The sequence below is a fragment of the Sulfitobacter sp. 15WGC genome (genome assembly GCF_005068605.1).
Taxonomy (GTDB): Bacteria; Pseudomonadota; Alphaproteobacteria; order Rhodobacterales; family Rhodobacteraceae; genus Sulfitobacter; species Sulfitobacter faviae.
This window is the reverse complement of sequence record NZ_SZNL01000017.1, coordinates 6,919-33,302: the sequence shown is the minus strand read 5'-3', so window position 1 is coordinate 33,302 and position 26,384 is coordinate 6,919. Positions and strand designations below refer to the sequence as shown.

Here is a 26,384-nt window from a genome sequence, read left to right as displayed (position 1 = left end):
GTTTCAGCCAGAGAGATTCGAATGCGGCGCAGCCTGTTCTTCATCATCGTCGGCCTTGGCGGGGCAGCCATCCTCGTCGCACTCGGGGTCTGGCAGGTGCAGCGGCTGGCGTGGAAAGAGGCGATCATCGCCGACATCAACAACCGCATCGCCGCCGCGCCCGTCGCCTTGCCCGCCGATCCTGACCCGGAGGCCGACGCCTATCTGCCCGTCACCGTCAGCGGAGAGATCGGGGCGCAGGCGCTGCATGTGCTGGTCAGCCAAAAGCAGAAAGGGGCGGGCTACCGCGTCATCGCGCCTATGGCGCTGGAAAGCGGGCGGCGCGTGCTCATCGACCTCGGCTTTACCGCCACATCGAACAAAGACGCTATCGCCCCCGCAGGCACCGCCACCCTGACCGGCAACCTGCAATGGCCTCAGGAAGTCGACAGTTTCACGCCCGAGGCCGACATGGATCGCAACATCTGGTTCGCCCGCGATGTTGAACTCATGGCCGAAACCCTCGACACCGAACCGCTTTTGATTGTCATGCGCGAAGGCACCGGGCCGGACCCAAAGATCACCCCGCTGCCCGTCGATACCGCCCGCATCCCCAACGATCACTTGCAATATGCGATCACCTGGTTTTCCCTCGCCGCCATCTGGCTGGCGATGACCGTCCTTTTCCTGCGCCGCCGCCGCGCCCCTGCAACGCCGAAAGTCGACTGACCCTATGCGCTATATCTCTACCCGTGGCTCCGCCCCTGTTCTGTCCTTCGAAGAGGCGATGCTGACCGGCCTTGCCCGTGACGGCGGCCTCTACGTCCCCGAAACGATCCCGACGCTGAGCGCGGAACAGATCGCGGCCATGCAGGGCCAAAGCTACGAAGAGGTGGCCTTCACCGTCATGCGCCCCTTCATCGGTGACACTTTCACCGACGACGAATTCCGCGCCATCATCGCCCGCGCTTACGCAGGCTTCGGCCACTCCGCCCGCGCGCCGATGGTGCAACTCGCCCCGAACCACTTCCTGCTGGAACTCTTCCACGGGCCGACACTGGCGTTCAAAGACTTCGCCATGCAGCTCATCGGCCAGATGTTCCAAGCCGCCTTGGGCCGCAAGGGCGAGCGGGTGACCATCGTGGGCGCCACCTCGGGTGACACCGGCTCCGCCGCGATCGAAGCCTTCAAGGGGCTCGACAATGTCGATGTCTTCATCCTTTACCCCCATGGCCGGGTGTCTGACGTGCAGCGCCGCCAGATGACCACGCCTGCGGAATCCAACGTGCACGCGCTGGCCATCGACGGTGATTTCGACGATTGCCAAGCGCGCCTTAAGGACATGTTCAACGATTTCGACTTCCGCGATTCCGTGCGGCTGGCGGGCGTGAACTCGATCAACTGGGGCCGGGTGCTGGCGCAGGTGGTCTATTACTTCACCGCCGCCACCAGCCTTGGCGCGCCCCTGCGTGAGGTCAGCTTCACCGTGCCCACCGGCAATTTCGGCGACATCTTCGCGGGCTATATCGCCAAGCGCATGGGCCTGCCCATCGCCGATCTGGTCGTCGCCACCAACCAGAACGACATCCTGCACCGCTGCCTCTCGGGCCAAGGCTATCATAAGGGGAGCGTGACCCCCTCGATCAGCCCCTCGATGGACATTCAGGTCTCCTCGAATTTCGAACGCGCCCTCTTTGACGCCTATGACCGCGACGCCGGTGCCGTGGCGCAGTTGATGGACGAGTTGGGGCAGGGCGGTTTCGACGTCTCTCAAGGGGCGATGCAAGCGCTGCAAGACATCTACCGCTCGGGCCGCGTCTCCGAAGAGGAAACCACCGCCACCATCGCCGACCGCCGCCGCACCACCGGCGAGCTGCTTTGCCCGCATTCCGCTGTCGGTGTGAAAGTCGCGGATGATCTGCGCGATCCGGCAACGCCGATGGTCACGCTCGCCACCGCCCATCCGGCAAAATTCCCCGACGCGGTCGAAGCCGCCACTGGCATCCGCCCGGGCCTGCCGCCCCGCATGGCGGACCTTTTCGACCGGGAAGAACGTTTCACCCGGCTGTCCAACGACCTCGACGCGCTCAAGGCGCATATCAAAGGAAACCTCTCCGCGTGAGCCTACAACAGACCACATTGCCCAACGGCTTTCGCATCGTCACCGAACATATGGAGGGGCTTGCCTCCTCCGCCATCGGCGTCTGGGTCAACGCAGGCGCGCGCCACGAGACGCCGCAGCAAAACGGCATCGCGCATTTCCTCGAACATATGGCGTTCAAAGGCACCGCGACCCGCTCCTCGTTGCAAATCGCCGAGGCGATTGAGGATGTGGGCGGCTATATCAACGCCTATACCTCGCGCGAAGTCACCGCCTATTATGCCCGCGTGCTGGAAAACGATGTGGCGCTCGGCCTCGACGTGATTGCCGACATTCTGCGCAACCCGGTGCTAGACCCTTCGGAGGTTGAAGTCGAACGCGGCGTGATCCTGCAAGAGATCGGCCAAGCGCTCGACACGCCCGACGATGTGATTTTCGACTGGCTGCAAGAGCAGGCCTACCCGGATCAGCCCATCGGTCGCACGATCCTTGGGCCAAGCGAGCGGGTCTCGGCCTTCTCGCGTGACGACTTGCAACGGTTCATCGCCGATCACTACGGGCCCGAGCAGATGATCCTTTCGGCGGCCGGTGCGGTGGACCATGACAGAATCGTCAAACTCGCCGAAAGCCTCTTTGGCGACATGCCCGCCAAGACGCTCTACCAGATCGACAGCGCCCGTTTCGGCGGCGGCGAATATCGACAGGTCAAACAGTTGGAACAGGCCCATTTCGCGCTTGGCTTTGAGAGCCCCGGGTACCGCTCCGACGACATCTACATCGCCCAGATCTATGCCTCGGCCTTGGGCGGCGGCATGTCCTCGCGCCTGTTCCAAGAGATTCGTGAGAATCGCGGCCTTTGCTATACGATCTTCGCCCAAGCCGGCGCCTATGCCGACACGGGCATGACCACGATCTACGCCGGCACCAGCGCCGAACAACTGCCCGAACTGGCCAATATCACCATCGACGAGATGAAACGCGCGGCCGCCGACATGTCGCCTGCCGAAGTCGCCCGCGCCCGTGCGCAGATGAAGGCCGGGCTGCTCATGGGGCTCGAAAGCCCCTCCAACCGTGCCGAACGACTTGCCCGTCTGATCCAGATCTGGGACCGCGTGCCGCCGCTGGAAGAAACAGTCGCGCAGATAGACGCGGTGACCACCGGCGACGTGCGCGATTTCGCCGAACGCATGGCCACACAAGCCCCTGCGGCTCTCGCGCTCTACGGTCCGGTCGATGCCGCCCCGACGCTGGACGACCTTCACAACCGACGCGCCGCCTGATGCTGGGGCGACGCAAACTGCGGATAGAGACGGAACGGCTGACCCTGCGCCCGCCGATCCACGCCGACTTCCGCGCCTGGGCGGCCCTGCGCCGCGCCAGCAACGACTACCTGCGCCCGTGGGAGCCGACATGGGCCGAGGATCACTTGACCCGCAAGGCTTTCACCAACCGTGTCTACTGGGCGCAGCGCTCGGTCTCCTCAGGCAACGCCATGCCGCTCTTCCTGATCCGGCGCAGCGATCAAAACCTCGTCGGTGCGATCACCCTCGACAACATCCGCCGCGGGCCGGCCCAATCCGGCACCTTGGGCTATTGGACGGGCGAACCCTTCGCCCGCCAAGGCTACATGCGCGAGGCGATCGAAGCGACGGTGCATCAGGCCTTCACCCGGCTCGACCTGTCGCGCATTGAGGCCGCCTGCCTGCCGGAAAACCAAGCCTCCCGCGGCCTGCTCGAAAAGGCGGGCTTCAAATACGAAGGCGTTGCGCAGAGCTATCTGCAAATCGATGGCCGCTGGCGGACCCATGTGCTCTACGCCTCCCTGCGCAAGGACCGGCGGGGCCGCACGGACGTAGGCTAAGCCCCAACGCGAAACGCTTCGCTGACAACATAAGCATCGCCGGGGCATGATCGCCCCGCCTCATGCCCCGCATTCTCCCAGCCGTTCCGACGCTTTGCCCTTGCATCCGCGCGCCACGCGCAGGATCAAAGGCCCATGACATTGAACCCCGCCGACACCGCCTTCACCGACACCCTGCGCGCGCAACTGCCAGACGATGTGCTGCGCGACCCAGAGCAGCGCTACCTCGAAGAACCCCGCGGCCGCTACGCGGGCCAGGGGGGCGTTTTGGCCCTGCCGCGCAGCACCGAAGAGGTCGCCACCCTGATCCGCGCCGCCCATGCCGCCCGCGTGCCAGTCGTGCCCTATGGCGGCGGCACCGGCCTTGTTGGCGGCCAGATCAGCAGCGATGGCCTGGCGCCTCTCATCCTCTCCCTCGAACGCATGAATCGCATCCGAGCCGTCCTGCCCGAAGAGAACTTATTGGTTGCCGAAGCAGGCACGATCCTCGCCGATGTCCAAACCGCCGCCGAAGAGGTAAACCGCCTCTTCCCCCTATCCCTCGCCGCCGAAGGAACCGCGCGCATCGGCGGCACGCTTTCGACAAACGCAGGCGGCACCGGCGTGCTGCGCTACGGCAACGCCCGCGACCTCTGTCTCGGCCTCGAAGCCGTCCTGCCTGATGGCCAAATCTGGCATGGCCTGACCCGCCTGCGCAAAAACAACACCGGCTACGATCTGCGCAACCTGCTGATCGGCGCCGAAGGCACCCTCGGCGTGATCACCGCCGCGGCCCTCAAGCTCTACGCCCGCCCCGCCCGCAGTGGCACCGCACTCATGGTGGTCGAGAGCCCCGCCGCCGCATTGGCGCTCCTCTCCCTCGCGCGCGACCACTTGGGCGAAATGATCAGCGCTTTCGAATTGATGCACCGAAGAGGTTTCGATTTCCTTAACGAAACCCTGCCCAACATCCGCCAACCCTTCGCCGAAACCCCGCAATGGTGCGTCCTGATCGACATCGGCACCCCCGGAGAGATCGATACCGACGCCGCCCTAGAGGCCCTCTTCGCTGCAGCCCTCGACGCCGGCCTCGTCTCCGACGGACTTATCGCCCAGAACGCCCAACAGGCCCAAGACTTCTGGGCCATCCGCGAAACCATCCCCGAGGCCAACCGCCTGATCGGCTCGGTTTCCAGCCACGACATTTCGGTGCCCCTCGGCGCGATCCCCGAATTCATCACCCGCGCCACCGATGCGCTCTTGGCGCTTGGCGACTTCCGCATCAACTGTTTCGGCCATGTCGGAGACGGCAACCTGCACTACAACGTCTTCCCCGCAAAGGGCAAAAGCCGCGCCGATTACGAAGACAAGCGCGACGCCGTGAAACGTCTGGTGCACGACCTCGTCCACGACCTCGGCGGGTCGTTCAGCGCGGAACATGGCGTGGGCCGCATCAAGGTAGACGACCTCGAACGCTACGGCGACCCCGCCAAACTCACCGCCATGCGCGCCATCAAAACGGCGCTCGACCCCCAAGGCATCATGAACCCCGGCGCCGTCCTAAGGGCTTAAAGCCCGTCGAAAGCGCAGAGCGCATGGACCTCTTTGCCAAGCGCTTCCAACCGCTTGCGCCCGCCCAACTCGGGCAGATCAATGATAAAGGCGCAAGAAACGATTTCGCCGCCCAAACGCTCAATCAGCTTGATCCCAGCCTCCGCCGTGCCGCCGGTGGCCAAAAGATCATCCACAACCAGAACCTTCTCGCCCGGTTTGATCGCATCGTCATGCAGCTCGACAATGGCCTCGCCATATTCAAGCTGATAGTCCTGACTGATCACCGTGCCGGGGAGCTTGCCCTTCTTGCGGATCGGCACGAAACCCACGCTCAACTGATGCGCAATCGCCCCGCCAAGAATAAAGCCACGCGCCTCCAGCCCCACGACCTTATCAATCGCAATCCCCGCATAGGGGTGCAGCATCTGGTCGATCGCCATGCGAAACCCGCGCGGATCGGCAAAAAGCGTTGTCACGTCACGAAACATGATCCCCTCATGGGGAAAATCTACGATCGTGCGAATATAGTCCTGAACCTGTTTCATGCCGCCCTTCCGCGTGTTTGACCGGACCCGTCTTAGCGCAACGCGCCGCCCGGGCGAACCCCCCATCTGCGCCCGCCGCACAACATCCAAGAAGGGGCGCCAACCCCCTCCCTTCATCCTTTCTTAAATACCTTCCGCCCTCCGCCAAGCAGAGCCGCCGCCTGCGGTCAAAGCATCCGCCCCGCCACCGCATCCAGCTTGGCCAGCAGTTCCGGATCGCGCGCATCCGGCTGGGTCAGGATCGCAAATTCCAGCGCCCGGTCACAGCCGTGCGGGCAGGGCGCGCGCGCGGCCCCCAGAAGCGCGGGCAGGCGCGAGACCATGGCGCGGCCCTTGTCGGCGTTGCCCATCAGCGTGGCGATGATCTGCGTCACATCCACCTCGCCGTGGTCCGGGTGCCAGCTGTCGTAATCGGTGATCATTGCGACACTGGCATAGCAAAGCTCCGCCTCGCGGGCGAGTTTCGCCTCGGGCATATTGGTCATGCCGATCACATCCGCCCCCCAGCTGTCGCGGTACATCTTGGATTCCGCAAGCGTTGAGAACTGGGGCCCCTCCATCGCCAGATAGGTGCCGCCCCGGTGCACGTTGATGCCCGCGTCTCGTGCTGCGGTCTCGCAGGCGTCCCCCAAGCGCGGACAGGTGGGATGGGCGACCGAGACATGGGCCACGCAGCCGGGGCCGAAGAAGCTCTTCTCGCGCGCCATGGTGCGGTCGATGAATTGGTCGACGATCACGAAGTCGCCCGGGGCCATCTCCTCGCGGAACGACCCGCAGGCCGAGACGCTGATCACATCCGTGCAGCCCAGCCGTTTCAGCGCGTCGATATTCGCGCGGTAGGGGACGGAGGTTGGCGTATGCACATGCCCGCGGCCATGGCGTGGCAGAAAGACCATGGCGACCCCATCCAGCGTGCCGGTCAGCACTTGATCCGAGGGTGCGCCCCATGGGGTCTCCACGGTGACCCAATCGGCATCCTGAAGCCCGTCGATGTCGTAAATGCCGGAGCCGCCGATCACGGCGATTTTCGTATCTGTCATGAGGGGTAAGCCTGTGCCTTGGATGGTTGCGGGTAAGGGTCAAAGAACCTCATAGAATGCCACGGGGATCAAGTGTTTTTGCCGAGAAGCAAGACACGACTGCGTCAGGGGAGGGGGTGAAAGTGTTTCTGCAATGCAGCAACTTCCGTGGCCCAATCGCCAAGATGCTTTTCTTTGCGGCGAAATTCCTCTAGGTGCAGCCAAAAGCGCCCCGCATCCGCGGTCAGGGCGCTCTATCCGTTTTCCGAAAGTCAAAGGACGCCCCCATGCGCGCCACGCTGCACAATTTCGCCAAGAACCTCGATGTGACCGATCTGCGTTGGATGCCGGATGACGGTTTCTCCATCGGGCGGCTGCGGATCGAACTGCTGTCGGGGCTGACCGTGGCGCTGGCGCTGGTGCCCGAGGCGGTGGCCTTCGCCTTCGTCGCCGGTGTGCACCCGCTGGTCGGGCTCTATGCCGCCTTTCTCGTGGGTCTCATCACCGCGCTGATCGGTGGGCGGCCCGGGATGATCTCGGGCGCGACCGGGGCGCTCGCCGTGGTCATGGTGGCGCTGGTGGCGCAGCACGGGGTCGAATACCTCTTTGCCACCGTCGTGTTGATGGGGCTGTTGCAGATTTTCGCGGGCGTCATGCAATGGGGCAAGTTCATCCGGCTGGTGCCGCATCCGGTGATGCTGGGCTTTGTCAACGGCCTCGCCATCGTGATTTTCCTCGCCCAGATGAGCCAGTTCAAAGTGCCGGGCACCATGGTCGACACCGGTCATGGCGTGGGCGGTGGTGAATGGCTTTCGGGCCAGCCGCTCTACCTCATGCTGGTGCTGGTGGCTGCGACCATGGCGATCATTTGGATCACCCCGCGCATCACCAAGGTGATCCCCGCGCCGCTTGCGGGCATCGGCGTGATTGCCGCCGTGGTGATCGGTTTCGGCCTCGACGTGCCGCGGGTGGGTGACTTGGCGTCGATCCAAGGTGGCTTGCCGAGCTTGCATATCCCCATGGTGCCGCTGACTTGGGAAACCTTTGAGATCATCCTGCCTTACGCCGTCATCCTCGCTGCCATCGGTCTGATTGAAAGCCTGCTGACCCTGAACCTCGTCGGTGACCTGACGGGCAAGCGCGGCGGCGCGAGCCAAGAATGTATCGCCCAAGGTGTGGCCAATACGGTCACCGGTTTCTTCGGCGGCATGGGCGGCTGTGCGATGATCGGGCAAAGCATGATCAACGTGAAATCCGGCGGTCGCACCCGTGTCGCCGGGATCGCGGCGGCGGTGTTCTTGTTGCTCTTCATCCTCGTCGGCTCCTCGGTGATCGAGCTTATTCCGCTGGCCGCTCTGGTGGGCGTGATGTTCATGGTGGTGATCGGCACCTTCGCGTGGAACTCCCTGACCATCCTGCGCAAAGTGCCGCTGATGGACGCTTTCGTCATCATTCTGGTGACCGTGGTGACCGTGATGGAAGACCTCGCCGTGGCGGTGGTCGTCGGCGTGATCGTCTCGGCGCTGGCCTATGCATGGAACAACGCCCGGCGCATCCACGCGACCACGCGGGAATCGGTGACCGAGAAGGGGGCCAAGGTATATGAGATCCACGGGCCGCTGTTCTTCGGCTCTTCCGATGGCTTTGCCGAGCTTTTCGACGTGGAGAACGACCCCGAGGTGGTGATCGTCGATTTCGCCGACAGCCGGGTGGTGGACCAATCCGCGCTTCAGGCGATCGAAGCGATGGCCGCGAAATACGAGGCCGCGGGCAAGCGCTTGCAACTGCGCCACCTCAGCCGGGATTGTCACCGTCTGCTGAACAAGGCGGGGCATTTGATGGTCGATAGCGATGACGACCCCGATTACGAATTGGCGGTTGATTACGATGTGCGCACCGGGGTTCTGGGCGGACACTGAATGGAAAACCCGGCGCCGAGAGGTGCCGGGTTTTTTGTAGCCTTCTTAGTCAGCAACTTTTCGGTCAAGTTTGCCAGCCGGCCCGGGACAAGCCGCAGGCGCCGGGCCATCGCCTGCCCGCCCGTCACGCCAAAGGCGTGCCGTATTATTCTGAGCGCACCTCCGGTGCGACCGGGTAGGCGATTTGGTGAGGCTAGGTGTGACACTGAGAAGGCACATCACGGCTGAGCCATAAAGTGGCACGACCCTAGCGTTGCATCGCCGACCCGCGGGCAGGCGATGGCCCTCATCAATCATCCGGCCGCTTCAATTCGAACACATCCCGCACCACTGTGTAATCGCGGTACCCCAAACGCGACAGCGGCTGGAAACGGGTCACGTCGAACCGCCCGTCGACCACGCAATCGTCGCGCATATGCACGCCCACGACCTCACCGAAAACCGCGAAATTCGCCTCGCCCGGCAGTTGCACGATCTGGGTCAGCTTGCACTCGAGGCTCGCGGGCGCATTGGCCACCCGCGCACAGGCGATCTGTTCGCACTCGGCCTTGTCGATCCCGGCGCGGGCGAATTCATCCTCGCCATGAGGCAGCATGGCAGAACTCACGTTCATCACGTCGCGCGCCGCATATTCCACCACGTTCACGCAGAACACCCCGGTCTCCCGGATGTTGGCCACGGAATCCTTGGTGCCGTCCACGTCTTCCTTGGCGCTGGTCGAGGCGAACATCACCTGCGGCGGCACATAGGCGACGGCGTTGAAAAAGGAATAGGGCGCGAGGTTGTCGCGGCCCGCACCATCACGGGTGGAGATCCAGCCGATCGGGCGGGGGCTGATGATGGCGTTGAACGGGTTATGCGGCAGACCATGGCCGTCTTCGGGACGATAGAACATGTACACTCCTTGATGGTTTGCACCCATGGCTAGCCTCATGCTACGTCCAGCGCCACCCGCAATTGCTCCCGAAAGCCTCCGGCCTTGCATCAGACGCCCTACAAGATGACCCCGGAGGTGCCCGGCGACCATTGGGAGGTCGAAGCGCTCTATGACACCTGTTTCGCGCCGGGGCGCGAGGCGCTGTCGTCTTACCGTCTGCGCGATGGCGTGCCGCCGGTGGCGGGGCTGAACCATGTGGCGCGCGATAGCGGTGGGATTCTGGCCGGGGCGATCCGCTATTGGCCCGTGCGCATCGGCGCGGCGAAAGCGCTTTTGCTGGGGCCGGTGGCGGTGCACCCCACAAGGCAGGGCGAAGGGCTGGGCGCGGGGCTGATCGAGACCTCGCTTGCGCAGGCGCCCCCCCTGGGCTGGGAGCGGGTGATGCTGGTGGGCGACGCGCCCTATTACAACCGCTTCGGCTTTGCCCTGTTGCAGGGTGTCGAGATGCCGCCGCCCACGAACCCCGCGCGCATCTTGGGCCGCGCCTTGACCGAGGGGGCTTGGGCCGGGGTGACAGGCAAGGTTCGCCGCTGGCACGATTGATTTTACCCCGCTCGCGACCCACATTGAGCCTAAGCTCAAAGAGGGACGCCCATGCAGATCGAAAGCAACCTGCCCAGCACCATTGATGTCGATGCCCGGCTGGATGAGATCGCCCGCCGGTATAAACAGGCGGGTGGCGTGGGCATCCATGTGCTCAACCTCATCGGCGGCAGCGCGGATGGGTTGATCGACCGTTTGCCGGGGGCGGTGCGCCGCAACCTCGAAGGGGCGACGATGAAGGCGCTTAGCCATGCCATGCAGGCCGCCCATTCCAGCCGCAGCTATGTGAAAGACCAACAGAGCTGGCTGAACCAAGCCGTCTCGACCGCGATGGGCGCCGCAGGCGGGGCCGGGGGGCTGCCGACCGCATTGGCTGAACTGCCGGTGACCACCACGCTGCTGTTGCGGGTCATCCAAGGGGTGGCGGCGGAACATGGGTTCGATCCCTCGGCGGAGAATGTGCAGTTCGACTGCGTGCATGTCTTTACCGCCGCCGGGCCGCTGGCGGATGACGATAGCGCCGATCTGGGGTTTCTTACCGTGCGCATGGCGCTCACGGGCCGCGCGATGAATGCGGTGATCGCCCGGGTGGCGCCGCGTCTGGCGCTGGTGCTGGGGCAAAAGCTTGCGGCGCAGGCGGTGCCGGTGCTGGGTGCAGTGGCTGGGGCTGCGACGAACTATGCCTATACCAGCTATTATCAGGACATGGCCCATGTGCATTTCGGCCTGCGCAAACTGGCGATTGAGGCGGATATCCCGCAAGAGGAACTGGTCGCCCGCCTACGCAAGAAAATGGGCAGGACGCCGCCCAAACTATGATCAGCGCCCGATGCTGCCCGGGGCTACGGTGGTGGCCTTGAGGATGGCATAGCAGCTCATGCCCGCGCGCAGATCAAGGTCGCGGACCGCCCGCGCTGTCACCCGCGCCAAAAGGCGGTCTCCGCCTGCGTCGAGCGCGATGGCCGCACCGGGGCCGTCGCCGGGATGCACGGCCTCGACCCGCACGGGCAGGATGTTGACCGAAGACAGCCCCTCGGGCCGCGCGCGCGACAGGATCACATCCTGCGCCAAGACCCGCAGCCGCACCCGCGCGCCCACCGGCGCTTGCACGCCGGGAAGCTCCAACTGCCCCGCCCGCACGGCGAGGGTCGAAAGCCCGTCTTCGGCATGGGCAATGACATCGGCCTCCAACACTGCGCCCGCCTCGCGCACGCCCAGCAGCGGCACGGCGGCGGGGTCGGCCATCACGTCAAACAGGGCGCCCTGCGCCTTCAACCGCCCGTTTTGCAGCAGCACCAAGCGATCGGCGAGGCGGGCGATCTCGTCCACCGCGTGGCTGACGTAGAGGATTGGCAGGCCCAACCCCCCGTCGCGCAGCCGTTCGAGATAGGGCAGGATCTCTTGCTTGCGCGGACCGTCAAGGCTGGCCAGCGGTTCGTCCATCAGCAGCATGCGCGGATGGCACAGCAGGGCGCGACCAAGGGCGACGCGCTGTTTTTCTCCGCCTGAAAGCGTTGCCGGGGCACGGCCGAGCAGGGGCTCAAGCCCCAGAAGTGCCACGACATCGGCAAAACCCGCACCTTGGCTGCCGCGGGGCGCATAGCGCGCGCCGAAGGTCAGGTTGCCGCGTACGTCCAAATGAGGAAAAAGCCGCGCGTCTTGAAAGACATAGCCCAGCCTGCGGCGATGCGGCGGCACCCAGATGCCGCGCTGCGTATCCAAAAGCACCTCACCGTCCAGCACCACGCGCCCGGCACTGGGGCGCAGCAATCCGGCAAGCGCATTGATCACCGTCGTCTTGCCCGCGCCGGAGCGGCCAAAGAGCGCGGTGATTCCGCCTTGGGTGGTGAAAGAAAGGTCCAGATCAAAGCCGTCGAACCCATGGCGCAGCGTGACCTCTAGCATCAGCGCGCCCCCGAAATGCGTTTGGCGACCCGCCGCGCCAAGGCTTCGGAGAGCAGCACGGCGGCCAGCGCCACCAGCCCGGCCAGCGCGGCCATCGCCAGCGCACGGTTCTCACCGCCGGGCACCTGCAAGGCTGTCCAGATCGCGCTTGGCAGGGTTTGGGTCTGGCCGGGGATATTGGCGACAAAGGTGATCGTGGCGCCGAATTCACCCATCGCCTTGGCAAAGCCCATCACCGCCCCGGCGAGGATGCCGGGAAAGATCAGCGGCAGGGTGACGCGGCAAAATACGCTCAGGCGCGGCGCGCCCAAGGTGGCGGCGGCGTCTTCGATCCGGGGGTCGACCGCTTCGATCGCCAGCCGCATGGCGCGAACCATGAGCGGGAAGCCCATGATCAGCGCGGCCAGCACCGCGCCCGTCCAATGAAAGGCAAGACCAATGCCGAGGCTCTCTAACAGGCGGCCCAAAGGGGCGTTGCGGCCAAAGCTGAGCAGCAGCAGATAGCCCGTCACCACCGGCGGCAGCACCAGCGGCAGATGGACCAGCGCGCTCACCACACCTTTGCCGCGAAACTCCTTCCGGGCGAGGATCCACGCCACCCAAAGCGCCAGCGGCAGGGAGCAGAGCATCGCCACGCTGGCCACCCGCAGCGACAGCAACAGCGCGCTCCAAGCGGCGGCATCAAGATCCATGATCGGCCCGAAGGAACCCGTGGTCCACAAGGATCGCCTGTGCCGCCTCGGTGGTCAGGAAATCGACCAGCGTCTTGCCCTCGGGCGTCAATGCGGCGGCGGGATAGGTGATCGGGGCATGGGCCTCGGCGGGCACCTCATAGACGGTCTGCACCGCCGGCTCGGCCTGCGCGTCGCTGGCATAGACCACGCCAAGCGGCGCATCGCCTCGCGCGACCAAGGCCAATGCGGCGCGGACATTGTCGGTCTCGGCCAAGCGGCTTTGCAGCCGCTGCCAAAGCCCCGCATGGGTGAGCCATGCACGGGCATAGCTGCCTGCGGGAACGGCATCGCGTTGCCCCATGGCAAGCCGCCCCTCGGGGCCAAGCCGGGCGGGCATCTCGGCGGGATCGGCCAGCGGCGCGCTGTCGGCGAGGGCAATTAAAACGAGCCGGTTGCGGGCGATGATCTGCGCAGTCTCTGCCCCCTCCACGCCTTTGTCCGCGAGCCATGTCATCCAGTCGCTATTGGCCAGCAAGACCACATCGGCGGGCGCTCCGGAGGCGACTTGCCGTGCCATCGTGCCCGACCCGCCGTAAGACAGCACCACCGGCGCGGGGAAATCCGCCGTGACCTCCTCCAACGCGCCGCGCAGGCTGGCGGCGGCAAAGACCGTCACGGGCGCCTCGGCCCGAAGGGGCAGGGCAAGGCTGCAAAGCACGGTCAGAAGAGCGGAAAATCTTATCATTTTGGTAGTATCTTTGATGCGATGAAAGGGGGCAAGGGGATATGGCCAGACGGGGATCGCCGCGCTAGGGTCAAGGGGAAACAACCTGCCAAGGGGCGCGGCTGCAACGGATGGTGAAACAGGCTCCGATATCCTTGAACGGCGGACAGAAGGATGAGCTGCGCATTCAATTCGCGGCGCTTTGCTGGCGTCGTAAACGGGGCAAGTTGCAGATCCTGCTGATCACTTCGCGCGGGAGCAAACGTTGGATCATTCCCAAGGGCTGGCCGATGGAGGGCAAGACCCCCGCCGCCTCGGCCTTGGTCGAGGCTTGGGAGGAAGGCGGCGTTGTGGGGCAGGCGCGGGGGCAATGTCTGGGCGTTTATAGCTATGCCAAAACCGGCGCGGATGGGACCTTGCCCTGTCTGGCGATGCTCTACCCGGTGAAGGTCAAGGCGCTGGCCAAACACTTCCCCGAGAAGGGACAGCGCAAGCGGATGTGGTGTTCGCGCCGCAAGGCCGCCCGGCTGGTGGAGGCCCCCGATCTGGCGCGGCTGATCCGAGATTTCGATCCGCGCAGCGGTGGTTTGGCAGGCTGACCGCGCGGCGTTTCGATGCGCGCCGCGCCCGCGCTTGTCTTGACCTCTTTCGCGCTGCAGCCCATTTAAAGCAGAGAGTTTGAGGACCGGGCGAATGATCCGTTATGCACTGAAATGCGAAGCCGGGCATGGTTTCGAAAGTTGGTTCCAATCCGCGGCAGCCTTTGACAGCCTCGCCCGTGCGGGCCATCTGAGCTGCGCGGTCTGCGGGTCGACGGAGGTGAGCAAATCGCTGATGGCCCCGCGGGTCACCTCGGGCGGCAGCGCTCCGGCTGCGCCGGAAGCGGCAGAAGAACCGCAACCCGCCGAGACACCGGCTCCGGCCCTGTCCAATCCGGCAAGTGATGTGGAAAAGGCGCTGAGCGCCCTGCGCAAAAAGGTCGAATCCACCTCCGATTACGTCGGCAAGAATTTCGTGCGCGAGGCGCGGGACATGCACGCAGGGCGCAGCCCCGAGCGCCCGATCTATGGCGAGGCGCGCTTGGATCAGGCGCGGGCCTTGGTGGCGGAGGGTGTGCCCCTGATGCCGCTCCCGTTCAAACCCAAACGCCAACTTTCCTAAAGGCCCGTTTTCATAAAGGATCGCCCATGACCATCGTTATCACCGGCGCCAGCCGCGGCATCGGCGCGGCGCTGGCCCGCCAGTATAAAGACGCGGGCGAAGAGGTGATCGGCACCGCACGCGGCGCAGGCGCGCAGGCCGTGCTGGACGTGACCGACCCGGCAAGCCACGCGTCCTTCGCCGCAAGCCTGCAAGACCGTCCGCTGGACCTGCTGATCTGCAATGCGGGTGTGTATCTCGACAAGGGCGATGGCTTGGATACCGGCTTTGGCCCCGACCTCTGGGCGCAGAGCTTTGCGACCAATGTGACCGGGGTTTTCCTCACCGTGCAATCCCTGCTGCCCAACCTGCGGGCGGCGCAGGGGGCGAAAATCGCGATCATTGCCTCGCAGATGGGGTCGCAGACGCGGGCGCCGGGGGGCAGCTATATCTACCGCGCCTCCAAAGCGGCGGCGATCAATCTGGGGCGCAATCTGGCGGTGGATCTAAAGCCCGAGGGCATCTCGGTGGGCATTTACCACCCCGGCTGGGTGCGCACCGATATGGGTGGCGATCAGGGCGAGATCAGCGTTGAGGACTCCGCACAGGGGCTCGCCGGGCGGATCGCCGCTCTGGACCTCGCCCAAACGGGTTGTTTCGAAACATGGGATGGCCGCGCGCATCCGTTCTAGGCGGCGCTACATAACGTCATGTTAAATAGGCTTGCCCTTGCCGTGCCGTGGGCTTAGACCGCGCTGGACTGTTGCGCGGGGGACAATATGCCTGTTCTGGTTATGAAATTTGGTGGGACTTCGGTTGCCACTTTGGACCGTATCCGCCGCGCGGCAAAGCGCGTCGGCGTCGAGGTGGCCAAGGGCTATGACGTGATCGTCATCGTATCCGCCATGTCGGGCGAGACGAACAAGCTGGTGGGCTTCGTCAATGAGACCTCGCCGCTCTATGATGCGCGCGAATATGACGCCATCGTGTCGAGCGGGGAGAATGTCACCGCTGGCCTGATGGCGCTGACTTTGCAGGAAATGGACGTGCCCGCACGCTCGTGGCAGGGCTGGCAGGTGCCGGTGCGCACCACCGATGCCCATTCCGCCGCGCGGATCGAAGAGATCCCCACCGACAACATCAACGCCAAGTTCGGCGAAGGCATGAAGGTGGCCGTGGTCGCAGGTTTTCAGGGCATCAGCCCGCAGGGCCGGATCACCACGCTGGGCCGGGGCGGGTCTGATACAACCGCCGTCGCCTTTGCCGCCGCCTTTGGCGCGGAGCGCTGCGATATCTATACCGACGTCGATGGTGTCTACACCACCGACCCGCGGGTCGAATCCAAGGCCCGCAAACTTGACAAGATTTCCTTTGAAGAGATGCTGGAACTGGCCTCTCTCGGGGCGAAGGTTTTGCAGACCCGTTCGGTCGAACTGGCGATGCGCTACAAGGTTAAACTGCGGGTGCTGAGCAGTTTCGAAGAACAATCTGACGACGCCGGGACGCTCGTCTGCGATGAGGAGGAAATCATGGAAAGCAATGTGGTGGCCGGGGTCGCGTTTTCCCGTGATGAGGCAAAGATGACCTTGGTGTCCGTGGCGGACCGCCCCGGCATCGCCGCGACGATCTTTACCGCGCTCAGCGAGGGCGGCGTGAACGTCGATATGATCGTTCAGAACATTTCCGAAGAGGGGCGCACCGATATGACGTGGTCCTGCCCCGTCGATCAGGTGATCCGCGCTGAAAAGGCGATGGAAAAGGCCCATGAAGAGGGGATCATCAACTATCAGGAGTTGATCGCCGACAAGGCCGTGGCCAAGGTTTCCGTGGTGGGGATCGGCATGCGCAGCCATACCGGCGTGGCCGCCAAGATGTTCAAGGTGCTCTCGGACGAGGGGATCAACATCAAGGTGATCACCACTTCTGAGATCAAGATCAGCGTGTTGATCGACCGCAAGTATATGGAATTGGCCGTGCAAGCCCTGCACGACGCTTTCGAGCTTGATAAAGCGGCCTAAACACCTGCGATGACACGGGTTTTACGCAAGGTGACCCCTTGCGTAAATCTGCAGCATCCCGCCGATATGCTGGCTGAGGATGTAGGGTATGGCGCGAATAGCATTTCTATCCTTGCGCGAGTGCGCTAAACCCTGCTCCAGAGGGACAGGGACCGGATCATATGGCCGAACGGGTTGAGACAGAAAGCCGCAAGCTGCTGGGGCGGCTGCGTGATGCGATGGCCAGCGATGTGGCGGGCCAAGCGCGGCTGGACAAGATCACCCAGTTGATCGCCAATTCCATGGGCTGCGAAGTCTGCTCGATCTATCTGTTCCGCGACGAAGACACGCTTGAGCTTTGTGCCACCGAAGGGCTGAACGAAGCGGCGGTGCACGAAACGCGCATGAAACTGGGCGAAGGTCTGGTCGGTCGGGTCGCCAAGAGGCGCACGGTCATTAACACGCCCGATGCGCCCCAAGCCGCCGGTTTCCGCTTCATGCCCGAGACGGGGGAGGAGATTTATTCCTCCTTCCTTGGGGTGCCGGTGCAACGTCTGGGTGAGACGCTGGGTGTTCTGGTGGTGCAGTCGAAAGTCGCGCGGGAGTTCTCCGCCGATGAGGTCTATGCGCTTGAGGTTGTCGCGATGGTGCTGGCCGAAATGGCCGAGCTTGGCGCCTTTGTCGGCGAGGGGGCTGCGATGTCGGCCCGGCATAGCCAGCCGGTGCTGCTGCGCGGCACCGTGGGGCAGGAAGGCGTGGCCGAGGGGCACGTCTGGCTGCATGAGCCGCGGGTGGTGGTCTCCAACCCCATTGCCGATGACCCTGAACGCGAGACGGAGCGGCTGACCGAAGCGGTTGAGCAATTGCGGCTCAGCGTTGACCAATTGTTAAGCCTTACCGCCGACAAAGAGCAGCAGAAGGTGCTCGAAGCCTACCGCATGTTCGCCAATTCCAAAGGCTGGATGCGGCGCATGGTGGAGGATATTCAAAGCGGGCTGAGTGCTGAGGCCGCGGTCGAGAAAGAGCAATCTATGGCCCGCGCCCGTCTGGGGCAGGTCAATGATGCCTACCTGCGCGAGCGGTTGTCGGATCTGGATGATCTGTCGAACCGCTTGCTGCGCAATTTGACGGGGCAGGGCAGCGATACCGGGGCCGAGATGCCGGTCGATCCGATCCTCGTGGCGCGCAACATCGGCCCGGCGGAACTGCTGGATTACGGGCGGTCGCTGCGCGGCATCGTGCTGGAGGGCGGCTCGGTCGGCTCGCACGCCGCTGTTGTCGCGCGAGCACTGGCGATTCCGCTGATCGTCCATGCCAGCCGCGTGACCAATGACGCGCTGAACGGTGATCACATCATGGTCGATGGTGAGCAGGGCGTGGTGCATCTGCGCCCGGACGATACCGTGGCCACGGCCTTTCGCGACAAGATCGCGATGCAGGCGGCGGCGCAGGAACGCTATGCCTCGATCCGCGACAAACCGGCTGAGACGAAATGCGGGCGGATCATCAGCCTACAGATGAACGCAGGTCTGATGGCCGATCTGCCCTCGCTCGAAGGGTCGGGGGCCGAAGGGGTCGGGCTCTTCCGCACCGAATTGCAGTTTCTGGTGCGCAACCAGATGCCCCGCCGGACCGAGCTTGCCGCGCTTTATGCCCGCGTGCTCGATGCCGCCCATGGCCGCCGCGTGGTCTTTCGTACGCTCGACATCGGGTCGGACAAGGTGCTGCCCTATATGAAGCCCCATGATGAGCCGAACCCGGCCCTCGGCTGGCGCGCGATCCGGGTGGGGCTGGATAAGCCCGGTGTCATGCGGATGCAGTTGCAGGCCCTGATCCGCGCCGCCGCGGGCCGCCCGCTGGCGGTGATGTTCCCCTTTATCGCCCAGTTCGAGGAGTTCCGCGCCGCACGGGCCGAGGTCGACAAGGCGATGGAGCGAGAGCGTATTCTGGGCCATGTCCTGCCTGAAAAGCTGGAGGTCGGCGCTATGCTAGAGACCCCCAGCCTCGCCTTTGCCCCAAAGAAATTCTTTGAGGAGGTCGAGTTCCTGTCGATCGGGGGCAATGATCTCAAGCAGTTCTTTTTCGCCGCCGACCGTGAGAACGAGCGTGTGCGGCGGCGCTATGACACGCTGAACGTCTCTTTCCTGACCTTCCTTGAGGGCATCGTAGAACGCTGCGCCGAAACAGATACTGCGCTGTCTTTTTGCGGGGAGGATGCGGGCCGCCCGGTCGAGGCGCTGTGTTTCGCGGCCATCGGGCTCAAGACCCTGTCGATGCGCCCGGCCTCCATCGGGCCGGTCAAAAGCCTGCTGCGGCGTTGCAATCTCGACGACGTGCGCGCGGTCATCCATGCCGCACGAGAGCAGGGCGAGATGTCGGTCAGGGGCGCGGTGATGGACTACGTCCGCCAGCAGCACCAGCATTGAGCGCTGCGGCTATCTGCCGTGATAGTCCCGAAACCAAGCGACGAAACGCGCGATGCCTTCGTGAATGCCGGTCTGTGGGCGGTAGCCGGTGAGCCTATGTAGCAGGGCCGCATCGGCCCATGTGGCGGGGGCGTCACCCATCTGCATCCCCATGTAATTACGGACCGCCCGCTTGCCGAGCGCGGCTTCGATCGCCTCGACGAAATCCAGCAGGCGCACCTTTTCGGAATTGCCGATATTCACCACACGGTAGGGGGCCGCGGGGGAGAGCGAATCCCAGTCCGGCGGCGGTGGCGCCGTGCCCGGTTGCGGCGGGACGCAATCCATCAGCAGCCGGATGGCGCGCACCAGATCGTCGACGCAGGTGAAATCGCGGTACATCTCGCCGTGGTTGTAGATGTCGATCGGGCGGCCATCGAGGATCGCGTCGACGAATTTACTCAAGGCAAGGTCGGGCCGACCCCAAGGCCCGTAGACGGTGAAAAACCGAAACATCGTCGTCGGCAGACCCCAGAGATGCGCATAGGCATGGGCCATCCCCTCATTCGCCTTTTTCGTGGCGGCGTAGATCGACAGGGGCCGGTCGGTGGCCCCGGCCTCGGCGAAAGGCATATCGGTATTGGCCCCGTAGATTGACGAGGAGGAGGCCATGAGCAGGTGTTTCACCTCCAACCGCCGCGCGGCTTCCATCACGTTGAAGGTGCCGGTGATATTCGCCTCCAGAAAGGCGCGGGGGTGGTCGATGCTATGACGCACGCCCGCCTGTGCGGCAAGGTGCACGATCATGTCGGGGGCAAAGTCATCGACCAGCGCGTCGAAGGTCTCGCGGTCTTCCAGCAGGGCTTCTTTGGTGGTGAAATGCTCATGCTGAAGCAGCATCGCGTGGCGGCGTTGTTTCAGGGCGACATCGTAGTAATCGGTCATCCCATCATAGCCCTGCACCCGCGCGCCTTCGGCCAGCAACAGCCGGGCAAGGTGAAAACCGATGAAACCGCCCGTGCCGGTGACAAGTATCCTTTGCGTGCTGTCCATTCTGGCATCCTCGCTTTGCGCGGCTTGAGTTGCCTTTCCCATCGTCCTGGTAAAGGTTGGGCCGTGAATGCTAAAAATTTGGTTAAACTTGGCTAAGAAACTGCAAAGCATTGGCAGGCGAGCCAAAATCAAGTCGCGGCACGACGAAATGCTTCGCGGGCAGGGCGCGCGAAGGACCATCACAGGGAAAGCGGCCCATGCCCAAGAACGTTCTTTTCATCATGTGCGACCAGCTTCGCTGGGATTACCTCTCCTGCACCGGCCATCCGCATCTGCACACGCCGCATATCGATGCGTTGGCCGCGCGCGGGGTGCTTTTTGACCGCGCCTATGTGCAATCGCCGATTTGCGGCCCCTCGCGCATGTCGTTCTATACGGGCCGCTATGTCAGCTCGCATGGGTCAACTTGGAATGGCATCCCCCTGAAGGTGGGGGAGATGACGCTGGGCGACCATCTGCGCCCCTTGGGTGTGCGCACGGCGCTTTGCGGCAAGACCCATATGGCCGCCGATATCGAAGGGCTGCGCCGCCTTGGCCTGTCGCCCGACAGCGAGATTGGCGTGCTGATTTCGGAATGCGGGTTCGAACCCTATGAGCGTGACGACGGCCTGCACCCCGACGGCGGGCCCTACGCCCGCAACTCCGCCTATGACGCGCATATGAAGGACCGCGGGTGGCAGGATGAGAACCCCTGGCATTCCGTCGCCAACAGCGCCGAGGACGCAGAGGGCAATATCCTGAGCGGCTGGTTTCTGGACCACGCCGACAAACCGGCCCGCGCGGCGGATGAAGATAGTGAGACACCCTATATCACGGGCCGCGCCATGGATTTCATCCGCGAGGCCGGCGATCAGCCGTGGTGCCTGCACCTGAGCTATATCAAACCGCATTGGCCCTATATCGTCCCCGCGCCCTACCATGATCTCTATGGGCCTGAGCGCCATCTGGACCCGGTGCGCAGCGCGGCGGAAAAGCGCGACCCGCATCCCGTCTATGGCGCATTCATGCAGGAGCGCGTCTCTCAAGCCTTTGCCGATGATGCCACCCGAAGCCGGGTTCTGACCGCCTATATGGGGCTGATCAAACAGCTCGACGACCAGATCGGCCGGCTGATGGCGTTCCTGACCGAAGAGGGGGTCGCGGATGACACGATGATTGTCTTCACCTCGGATCACGGCGATTACCTTGGCGACCACTGGATGGGGGAGAAAGAGCTTTTTCACGACCCCTCCGCGCGCATCCCGATGATCGTCGTCGACCCTAGCCCCGAGGCCGATGCGACCCGCGGCGCAAAATCCTCGGCACTGGTCGAGGCGATCGACGTGGTGCCCACCATCCTTGATTATTTCGGCGGCGCCGCCGTGCCGCATATCATCGAAGGCCGATCCCTCTTGCCGCTGCTACATGGCAAGGCCGAAGGGCTGCGCGATTTCGTGGTCTCGGAATACGACTACGCGCAGCGCGACGTGCGCAAACGCTTGGGGGTCGAGGTGAAGGACGCCAAGCTGACGATGCTCTTCGACGGGCGGTGGAAATACGTCTTTGCCGAAGGGTTCGGCCCGATGCTGTTCGATCTTGAAAGCGATCCCGATGAGTTGGTCGATCTGGGGGCCGACCCCGCCCACGCGCCTGAGCGCGCGCGGCTGGAGCAACTGCTGTTTCGCTGGACGCGCCGTACCGCTCAGCGCACCACCATCACCGACGCCAAGATTGCAGCCAGCGATGCCACGATGGGCGAGGCGACGGCGGGTATTCTAATCGGCTACCGGAATGAGGATGAGTTGCGCGAGGTTTTGGCGGCGGCGGGGAAAGGTGGTGGGGGGTGAGGCCGGCCGCGCCCGCGCCGCCATGCCTGAACTTAAGCTGCTCTTAAAACGTCAGCCTGCAGCGCCCCGCTGAAACGTGATCTGACCGTCCATGACCACCGCAATCGCATTCACATCGGTGACCGCCTCGGCAGGGCATTGGGTCAGATCATGGCTCAGAACCGCGATGTCAGCGTCCATGCCCTCTGCCAGCCGCCCCCGCCTGTCCTCGGCGAACTCCGCCCAAGCGTTGTCGCGGGTATAGCTGGCGAGGGTGTCTTGCAGGCTTTGCGCTTGATCTGGCCACGTCTCTCCAAGGTCCAGCGGCGCGATGGCGGCTTTGACCGTGGCCATCACATCCACCGGGATCACGGGCCAGTCGGTCGAAAAAATGACCTTGGCCCCTGTCTCCCGAATGGTTTGCCATGCATAGGCGCCTTCGATCTGCTGGGGATGGATGTAGTTGCCCACCCCAGAAGGCGGAAAGATATGGCCGCGGGGGGCGTGCCCGGGCTGGAGGGAGGCCACGATGCCCAAGGCGGCAAGCCGGGGAATGTCGTCGGGGTGGATCACTTCGATATGCTCGATCCGGTGGCGGCTGTCCCGTTTGCCATTTGCCTTTTGGGCAGCCTCGAAAGCGTCGATGGTGCGGCGCACGGCGGCATCGCCGATGGCATGGACAGCGATCTGAAACCCTAGCCGATCCGCTTCGACACAGGCCGCGACGAAATGCTCTTGGGTGAAAACCTCATCGCCGCAATTGCCGTCTTTGCCCATTTTGCCCGGATAGGGCTGAAGCATCAGCGCGGTGCCGCTTTCGATCACCCCGTCGATGAACATTTTGACGTGGCTACAGCGGACCTTATCGCCTTGAAAATCGGCGCGCAGGGCAGGGGCTTCGCGGGCCAGCCGCGCAACGGGGTCCGTGCCTTTGAGGTGAAAGGGGACAAGACAGCGACAGAGCAGGCGGCCCTCGGCCTCCAACTCGGACAGGAGTTCGAGTTGATAGCGGTTGCCGTCCATCAGATGCAGACCGGTGATGCCCTGCGCCGCGCAATGGGCCAGCCCGCGTGCGATGACATCCTTGTCCATCTCACGTTCTGCCGGTGTGGCGGGCGGCTCGGGGTCGCGCCCGGCGGTGAGACCCAGCATATCGCGGCCGCCATATCGGGTGAGCGACAGGATCGGACTATAGGCGCCGGGCTCAAGCAATTCGCCGCTGGCAAGCCCGTCATCCCCCATCACGATCTCGGAGCCTGCATCGACCGTGCCGCCTTGCAACAGCCCCGCCGCCTCTAATGCCGCGGTATTGGCCCAGACGGTGTGATGGTCCGGGGCGAACATCGCCAGCGGGCGGTCGGGCAGGATGGCGTCGAGATCATGGCGGGTGAGGGTCTTGCCGGTGCCCAGAATGCCGTAATCCGCCATGACGCAGAACAGCATCTTATCCTCGGGGTTGGCCTCGGCATAGGGCAGGATGGCTTGGCGCATGTCCTCCAGCCCGGTGATGCCGTAGAGGCTGAGATATTCCAGTTCGACCGATCCGCCAAAAAGATGCACATGGCTGTCGATGAACCCGGGCAGCACCGTGCCGCCCTGCGCGTCGATCACCTTGGTCGTTGGGCCGATCAGCACCATGATCTGAGCGTCTGATCCGACCGCCGCAATCTTGTTGCCGGTGATGGCCAGAGCGCTGGCATGAGGCTGGTCCGGATCGAAGGTGACCAACGCGCCGTTATGGATGACGATATCTGCCGACATGGGCTTGAAGTCCTTATTGCGATGCGCGCCCCGACCAAGGCCGGGGCGCAATGTGTGTATCGAGCCGGGTTGGCGTTACTTCTGAAGGTCGGTCCAGATCGCGGTGTAGAGCTTTTGCGCCTCGGGCGGGCAGACCTTGGCGACATAGGCGGCCCCCTTCAGGTCTTCTGGCACCACCACTTCCGGGGCAGACTTCATGTCTTCTGGCATGAACGCCTCGGAGCCCTTGATGCCATTGGCATAGCGAGCGAACTCGGACAGCATCGCAGCATTTTCCGGGTCCATGATGAAGTTGAGGAAGGTCTTGGCCTCTTCCACATTCTGAGCGTCGGACAGGATCGCGGCATTGTCCATCCAGACCGGATAGCCCTCTTGCGGGTAGCCGAAGGCGATGTCCGGGTTCTGGTTGCGCGCACGGAAGGAGGCGCCGTTCCAGTTCACCCCGGCGGCGAGGTCACCCTTGGCGTATTTCTCGATATTGCCATAGTCCATCGATAACCAATTGGGCTTGGCCTCACGCAGGATGTCGCGGACTTTCTTCAGCATTTCCTTGTCGGCGGTGCACTGCTCCCCCCCCGCAAAGTGGATCGCCATGCCCATCACGTCATTCATCTCGGGCACCACATTGATCTTGCCCTTCAACTCTTCTGGCGGGTCAAAGATCACGGCGGCGGTGTTGATATCCCCATCATAAACGGAGGTGTTTACCGTCACGCCCACGGTGCCCCACTGCCACGGAACGGTGTAATTGCGGCCCGGATCGAACTCCACATCGACCCATTGCGGGTCCATATTCTTGAAGTTCTCCATCTCATTGGGCTTGCTTTCCATCAAAAGCCCTTCGCCCACGAAGATTGGCACATAGGTGCCCGAGGGCACGACGATATCAAAGCCGTGACCGCCCGCTTTGATCTTGGCCAGTGCTGTATCGTTGCTGTCGTAGTCGGTGATTGTGACCTTGATGCCGGTCTCTTTCTCGAACTTCTCGATCATCTCGGGACTGGTGTAATTGCCCCAGTTGTAGATGTTCAGCTCGCCCTCGGCCATGGCTGGCCCGGCGAGGATGAGGGTAAGTGCCGTCAGTGTCTTTTTCATTTTAAGCTCCCGTTGGTTGATTATTTTTTGACTTTGCTGAGCAGGGTATAGGCGATCACCATCGTCACGGAGATAAAGAGCAATACGGTCGATATTGCGTTGATCTCAGGTGTCACCACCCGCCGTAATTGGCCCAGCATATAGGTTGGCAGGGTATCCTGCCCGGCGGATTTCACGAATTCGGTTATGACCACGTCATCAAGGCTGATCACGAAGGCCAGCATCGCCCCGGCAAGGATCCCCGGCCAGAGCTGGGGCAGGGTCACATGGCGGAAGACCTGAAACGGTGTGCCATAAAGGTCCGCCCCCGCCTGTTCGAGGGTCAGGTCCATGCCTTGCAGCCGTGCGCGGATCGGAAGATAGGCAAAGGGAATGCAAAAGGCCGAATGCGCGATGATCAGATACATCAGGCCAGTATAGCCCGTGACGACCTTGATCGAGGCAAAGAAGATCAGCAGCGCCACTGCGGTCACGATCTCGGGCACCATGAGCGGCTGATGGATTAGCGCGAAGACAGCGGTCTGGCCCCGAAACTTGCCCGTGCGGGTGGTGCCGAGGGCGGCAAGCACCGCCACACTGGTCGAGATGGCCGCGGCGGAGACGGCGATCACGAGGCTGCGCACCGTGGCCTCCTGCACCATCTCATTGTCCCAAGCCGAGACGTACCACCGCCAAGAAAACCCCTCCCAGATCGCGACCGAGGTGCCCGCGTTGAAGGAATAGACCACCAGCAGGATGATCGGCATGTAGAGCATGAAGAAACATGCCATCGCGATGGTGGAAAAGCCCGGAAGCTTGCGAATGTCGAAGCCACGATTAGCCATGTTTCACCTCCTCATTCCCCGCCGCGCGGACATAGGCCAGCAGAGCCACCATCACAATGGCGAGCAAGGTGATCGACAGCGCCGCCCCCAAGGGCCAGTTGCGCCCCTGCCCGAATTGCAATTCGATCAGATTGCCGATCATCAATTGATTGCCCCCGCCCATGACGCGCGGCGTCACATAGGCTCCCAGCGACGGTACCAACACGAGGATAGACCCCGCGATCACCCCCGGCTTCACCAGCGGCAGGATGACCCGGCGTAGCACGTGAAAGCGCGTCGCATAGAGGTCGTAGCCTGCTTCGACGAGCCGGAAATCCAACCGCTCAAGCGAGGCATAGATCGGCAGGACCATGAGCGGCAGGTAGACGTACACCATGCCCAGAATGATCGAAAACTCGGTGAAAAGCATTTGGATCGGCTCATCAATGATGCCAAGCGCGATGAGGATCGAATTCACCGTGCCTTCGTTTCGGATCAACTCCAGAATGGCGAAGGTGCGGATCAGCAGGTTCGTCCAAAAGGGGATGATGATCAGCAACATCCAGAATTCGCGCTGCTTTTTTG

At 63.5% G+C, this 26,384-nt stretch carries 25 protein-coding genes; 14 read left to right on the top strand and 11 right to left on the bottom strand.

The window, feature by feature from the left end:
• Positions 1 to 21: 21 nt before the first annotated feature.
• From FCK22_RS14105 to FCK22_RS14085, 5 genes are all read left to right on the top strand, one after another.
• The gene (locus FCK22_RS14105; RefSeq protein ID WP_067267794.1) at positions 22 to 708 is read left to right on the top strand and encodes an SURF1 family protein; all 687 of its coding nucleotides are present in this window, start codon (positions 22 to 24) and stop codon (positions 706 to 708) included.
• 4 nt (positions 709 to 712) lie between these two features.
• Positions 713 to 2,101: a threonine synthase gene (gene thrC / locus FCK22_RS14100; RefSeq protein ID WP_067267796.1), complete on the top strand. Its 1,389-nt coding sequence runs from the start codon at positions 713 to 715 to the stop codon at positions 2,099 to 2,101.
• Positions 2,098 to 3,360, top strand: coding sequence for a pitrilysin family protein (locus FCK22_RS14095; RefSeq protein WP_067267797.1), 1,263 nt, complete (start codon positions 2,098 to 2,100; stop codon positions 3,358 to 3,360). Before thrC ends, FCK22_RS14095 begins: the two co-directional genes overlap by 4 nt.
• A complete protein-coding gene (locus FCK22_RS14090; protein WP_067267819.1) occupies positions 3,357 to 3,941 on the top strand; it encodes a GNAT family protein in 585 nt (194 codons plus the stop codon). The genes FCK22_RS14095 and FCK22_RS14090 overlap by 4 nt, the downstream gene beginning before the upstream one ends.
• Before the next feature lie 135 nt (positions 3,942 to 4,076).
• On the top strand, positions 4,077 to 5,492 hold the full coding sequence (locus FCK22_RS14085; protein WP_067267799.1) for an FAD-binding oxidoreductase: 1,416 nt from the start codon (positions 4,077 to 4,079) through the stop codon (positions 5,490 to 5,492).
• Here the strand turns inward: FCK22_RS14085 and FCK22_RS14080 are convergent.
• Both FCK22_RS14080 and FCK22_RS14075 read right to left on the bottom strand, forming a co-directional pair.
• The gene (locus tag FCK22_RS14080; protein ID WP_067267801.1) at positions 5,489 to 6,019 is read right to left on the bottom strand and encodes an adenine phosphoribosyltransferase; all 531 of its coding nucleotides are present in this window, start codon (positions 6,017 to 6,019) and stop codon (positions 5,489 to 5,491) included. The genes FCK22_RS14085 and FCK22_RS14080 overlap by 4 nt on opposite strands.
• A gap of 167 nt (positions 6,020 to 6,186) precedes the next feature.
• The gene (locus FCK22_RS14075) at positions 6,187 to 7,059 is read right to left on the bottom strand and encodes an S-methyl-5'-thioadenosine phosphorylase (protein ID WP_067267802.1); all 873 of its coding nucleotides are present in this window, start codon (positions 7,057 to 7,059) and stop codon (positions 6,187 to 6,189) included.
• 266 nt (positions 7,060 to 7,325) lie between these two features.
• Here FCK22_RS14075 and FCK22_RS14070 point away from each other — a divergent pair, with 266 nt between their 5' ends.
• Positions 7,326 to 8,957 (top strand): SulP family inorganic anion transporter, encoded by a 1,632-nt coding sequence (locus FCK22_RS14070; RefSeq protein WP_067267804.1) that lies wholly within the window; start codon positions 7,326 to 7,328, stop codon positions 8,955 to 8,957.
• 289 nt (positions 8,958 to 9,246) lie between these two features.
• Here the strand turns inward: FCK22_RS14070 and FCK22_RS14065 are convergent, their stop codons facing one another.
• Positions 9,247 to 9,852 carry a flavin reductase family protein gene (locus FCK22_RS14065; RefSeq protein WP_067267806.1) on the bottom strand — a complete coding sequence of 202 codons (606 nt, stop codon included), beginning with the start codon at positions 9,850 to 9,852 and terminating at the stop codon, positions 9,247 to 9,249.
• Positions 9,853 to 9,957: 105 nt separating this feature from the next.
• On the opposite strand from FCK22_RS14065, the gene FCK22_RS14060 reads away from it, so the two are divergent.
• Both FCK22_RS14060 and FCK22_RS14055 read left to right on the top strand, forming a co-directional pair.
• Complete coding sequence (locus tag FCK22_RS14060; protein ID WP_067267820.1) at positions 9,958 to 10,437, top strand: N-acetyltransferase; 480 nt, start codon at positions 9,958 to 9,960, stop codon at positions 10,435 to 10,437.
• Between the two features lie 51 nt (positions 10,438 to 10,488).
• Complete coding sequence (locus tag FCK22_RS14055; RefSeq protein WP_067267807.1) at positions 10,489 to 11,256, top strand: EcsC family protein; 768 nt, start codon at positions 10,489 to 10,491, stop codon at positions 11,254 to 11,256.
• Here the strand turns inward: FCK22_RS14055 and modC are convergent, their stop codons facing one another.
• Genes modC through modA form a run of 3 tightly spaced genes read right to left on the bottom strand, consistent with a single transcriptional unit; the run spans position 11,257 to position 13,761 of the window.
• On the bottom strand, positions 11,257 to 12,345 hold the full coding sequence (modC, locus tag FCK22_RS14050; protein WP_067267809.1) for a molybdenum ABC transporter ATP-binding protein: 1,089 nt from the start codon (positions 12,343 to 12,345) through the stop codon (positions 11,257 to 11,259).
• Positions 12,342 to 13,034, bottom strand: coding sequence for a molybdate ABC transporter permease subunit (gene modB / locus FCK22_RS14045; protein WP_067267810.1), 693 nt, complete (start codon positions 13,032 to 13,034; stop codon positions 12,342 to 12,344). Before modB ends, modC begins: the two co-directional genes overlap by 4 nt.
• Positions 13,024 to 13,761, bottom strand: coding sequence for a molybdate ABC transporter substrate-binding protein (gene modA, locus FCK22_RS14040; protein WP_067267812.1), 738 nt, complete (start codon positions 13,759 to 13,761; stop codon positions 13,024 to 13,026). The genes modB and modA overlap by 11 nt, the downstream gene beginning before the upstream one ends.
• Positions 13,762 to 13,871: 110 nt before the next feature.
• Here modA and FCK22_RS14035 point away from each other — a divergent pair, with 110 nt between their 5' ends.
• From FCK22_RS14035 to ptsP, 5 genes are all read left to right on the top strand, one after another.
• Entirely contained in the window at positions 13,872 to 14,339 is a 468-nt protein-coding gene (locus FCK22_RS14035; protein WP_067267814.1) for an NUDIX hydrolase, read from the top strand.
• A 94-nt stretch (positions 14,340 to 14,433) separates the two neighbouring features.
• Positions 14,434 to 14,901: a DUF1178 family protein gene (locus tag FCK22_RS14030; RefSeq protein ID WP_067267815.1), complete on the top strand. Its 468-nt coding sequence runs from the start codon at positions 14,434 to 14,436 to the stop codon at positions 14,899 to 14,901.
• A gap of 26 nt (positions 14,902 to 14,927) precedes the next feature.
• Positions 14,928 to 15,572, top strand: a complete 645-nt coding sequence (locus FCK22_RS14025) for an SDR family oxidoreductase (protein ID WP_067267817.1) — start codon at positions 14,928 to 14,930, stop codon at positions 15,570 to 15,572.
• Positions 15,573 to 15,659: 87 nt separating this feature from the next.
• Positions 15,660 to 16,898, top strand: coding sequence for an aspartate kinase (locus FCK22_RS14020; protein WP_136720516.1), 1,239 nt, complete (start codon positions 15,660 to 15,662; stop codon positions 16,896 to 16,898).
• 161 nt (positions 16,899 to 17,059) lie between these two features.
• Complete coding sequence (gene ptsP, locus FCK22_RS14015; protein ID WP_067263814.1) at positions 17,060 to 19,303, top strand: phosphoenolpyruvate--protein phosphotransferase; 2,244 nt, start codon at positions 17,060 to 17,062, stop codon at positions 19,301 to 19,303.
• Positions 19,304 to 19,312: 9 nt separating this feature from the next.
• On the opposite strand, the gene FCK22_RS14010 is transcribed toward ptsP, so the two are convergent.
• Entirely contained in the window at positions 19,313 to 20,335 is a 1,023-nt protein-coding gene (locus FCK22_RS14010) for an NAD-dependent epimerase/dehydratase family protein (RefSeq protein WP_067263816.1), read from the bottom strand.
• Positions 20,336 to 20,532: 197 nt separating this feature from the next.
• Here FCK22_RS14010 and FCK22_RS14005 point away from each other — a divergent pair, with 197 nt between their 5' ends.
• A complete protein-coding gene (locus FCK22_RS14005) occupies positions 20,533 to 22,161 on the top strand; it encodes an alkaline phosphatase family protein (RefSeq protein WP_067263819.1) in 1,629 nt (542 codons plus the stop codon).
• 51 nt (positions 22,162 to 22,212) lie between these two features.
• On the opposite strand, the gene FCK22_RS14000 is transcribed toward FCK22_RS14005, so the two are convergent.
• From FCK22_RS14000 to FCK22_RS13985, 4 genes are all read right to left on the bottom strand, one after another.
• Complete coding sequence (locus FCK22_RS14000; RefSeq protein ID WP_067263820.1) at positions 22,213 to 23,901, bottom strand: amidohydrolase; 1,689 nt, start codon at positions 23,899 to 23,901, stop codon at positions 22,213 to 22,215.
• Between the two features lie 75 nt (positions 23,902 to 23,976).
• The gene (locus FCK22_RS13995; protein ID WP_136720515.1) at positions 23,977 to 24,996 is read right to left on the bottom strand and encodes an extracellular solute-binding protein; all 1,020 of its coding nucleotides are present in this window, start codon (positions 24,994 to 24,996) and stop codon (positions 23,977 to 23,979) included.
• Positions 24,997 to 25,016: 20 nt separating this feature from the next.
• Positions 25,017 to 25,820, bottom strand: coding sequence for an ABC transporter permease (locus FCK22_RS13990; protein WP_136720514.1), 804 nt, complete (start codon positions 25,818 to 25,820; stop codon positions 25,017 to 25,019).
• Positions 25,813 to 26,384, bottom strand: a 572-nt coding sequence (locus FCK22_RS13985; RefSeq protein ID WP_136720522.1) for an ABC transporter permease, incomplete at its 5' end; no start/stop codon positions are given. The genes FCK22_RS13990 and FCK22_RS13985, both read right to left, overlap by 8 nt.

Excerpts from the sequence above, each read along its gene's own strand:
- FCK22_RS14105 (WP_067267794.1), top strand. The coding sequence starts at position 22 with ATGCGGCGCAGCCTGTTCTTCATCATCGTCGGCCTTGGCGGGGCAGCC.
- thrC (WP_067267796.1), top strand. The coding sequence starts at position 713 with ATGCGCTATATCTCTACCCGTGGCTCCGCCCCTGTTCTGTCCTTCGAA.
- FCK22_RS14085 (WP_067267799.1), top strand. The coding sequence starts at position 4,077 with ATGACATTGAACCCCGCCGACACCGCCTTCACCGACACCCTGCGCGCG.
- FCK22_RS14080 (WP_067267801.1), bottom strand. The coding sequence starts at position 6,019 with ATGAAACAGGTTCAGGACTATATTCGCACGATCGTAGATTTTCCCCAT.
- FCK22_RS14075 (WP_067267802.1), bottom strand. The coding sequence starts at position 7,059 with ATGACAGATACGAAAATCGCCGTGATCGGCGGCTCCGGCATTTACGAC.
- FCK22_RS14070 (WP_067267804.1), top strand. The coding sequence starts at position 7,326 with ATGCGCGCCACGCTGCACAATTTCGCCAAGAACCTCGATGTGACCGAT.
- FCK22_RS14065 (WP_067267806.1), bottom strand. The coding sequence starts at position 9,852 with ATGTTCTATCGTCCCGAAGACGGCCATGGTCTGCCGCATAACCCGTTC.
- FCK22_RS14060 (WP_067267820.1), top strand. The coding sequence starts at position 9,958 with ATGACCCCGGAGGTGCCCGGCGACCATTGGGAGGTCGAAGCGCTCTAT.
- FCK22_RS14055 (WP_067267807.1), top strand. The coding sequence starts at position 10,489 with ATGCAGATCGAAAGCAACCTGCCCAGCACCATTGATGTCGATGCCCGG.
- modB (WP_067267810.1), bottom strand. The coding sequence starts at position 13,034 with ATGGATCTTGATGCCGCCGCTTGGAGCGCGCTGTTGCTGTCGCTGCGG.
- modA (WP_067267812.1), bottom strand. The coding sequence starts at position 13,761 with ATGATAAGATTTTCCGCTCTTCTGACCGTGCTTTGCAGCCTTGCCCTG.
- FCK22_RS14035 (WP_067267814.1), top strand. The coding sequence starts at position 13,872 with ATGGTGAAACAGGCTCCGATATCCTTGAACGGCGGACAGAAGGATGAG.
- FCK22_RS14030 (WP_067267815.1), top strand. The coding sequence starts at position 14,434 with ATGATCCGTTATGCACTGAAATGCGAAGCCGGGCATGGTTTCGAAAGT.
- FCK22_RS14025 (WP_067267817.1), top strand. The coding sequence starts at position 14,928 with ATGACCATCGTTATCACCGGCGCCAGCCGCGGCATCGGCGCGGCGCTG.
- FCK22_RS14020 (WP_136720516.1), top strand. The coding sequence starts at position 15,660 with ATGCCTGTTCTGGTTATGAAATTTGGTGGGACTTCGGTTGCCACTTTG.
- ptsP (WP_067263814.1), top strand. The coding sequence starts at position 17,060 with ATGGCCGAACGGGTTGAGACAGAAAGCCGCAAGCTGCTGGGGCGGCTG.
- FCK22_RS14010 (WP_067263816.1), bottom strand. The coding sequence starts at position 20,335 with ATGGACAGCACGCAAAGGATACTTGTCACCGGCACGGGCGGTTTCATC.
- FCK22_RS14005 (WP_067263819.1), top strand. The coding sequence starts at position 20,533 with ATGCCCAAGAACGTTCTTTTCATCATGTGCGACCAGCTTCGCTGGGAT.
- FCK22_RS14000 (WP_067263820.1), bottom strand. The coding sequence starts at position 23,901 with ATGTCGGCAGATATCGTCATCCATAACGGCGCGTTGGTCACCTTCGAT.
- FCK22_RS13995 (WP_136720515.1), bottom strand. The coding sequence starts at position 24,996 with ATGAAAAAGACACTGACGGCACTTACCCTCATCCTCGCCGGGCCAGCC.
- FCK22_RS13990 (WP_136720514.1), bottom strand. The coding sequence starts at position 25,820 with ATGGCTAATCGTGGCTTCGACATTCGCAAGCTTCCGGGCTTTTCCACC.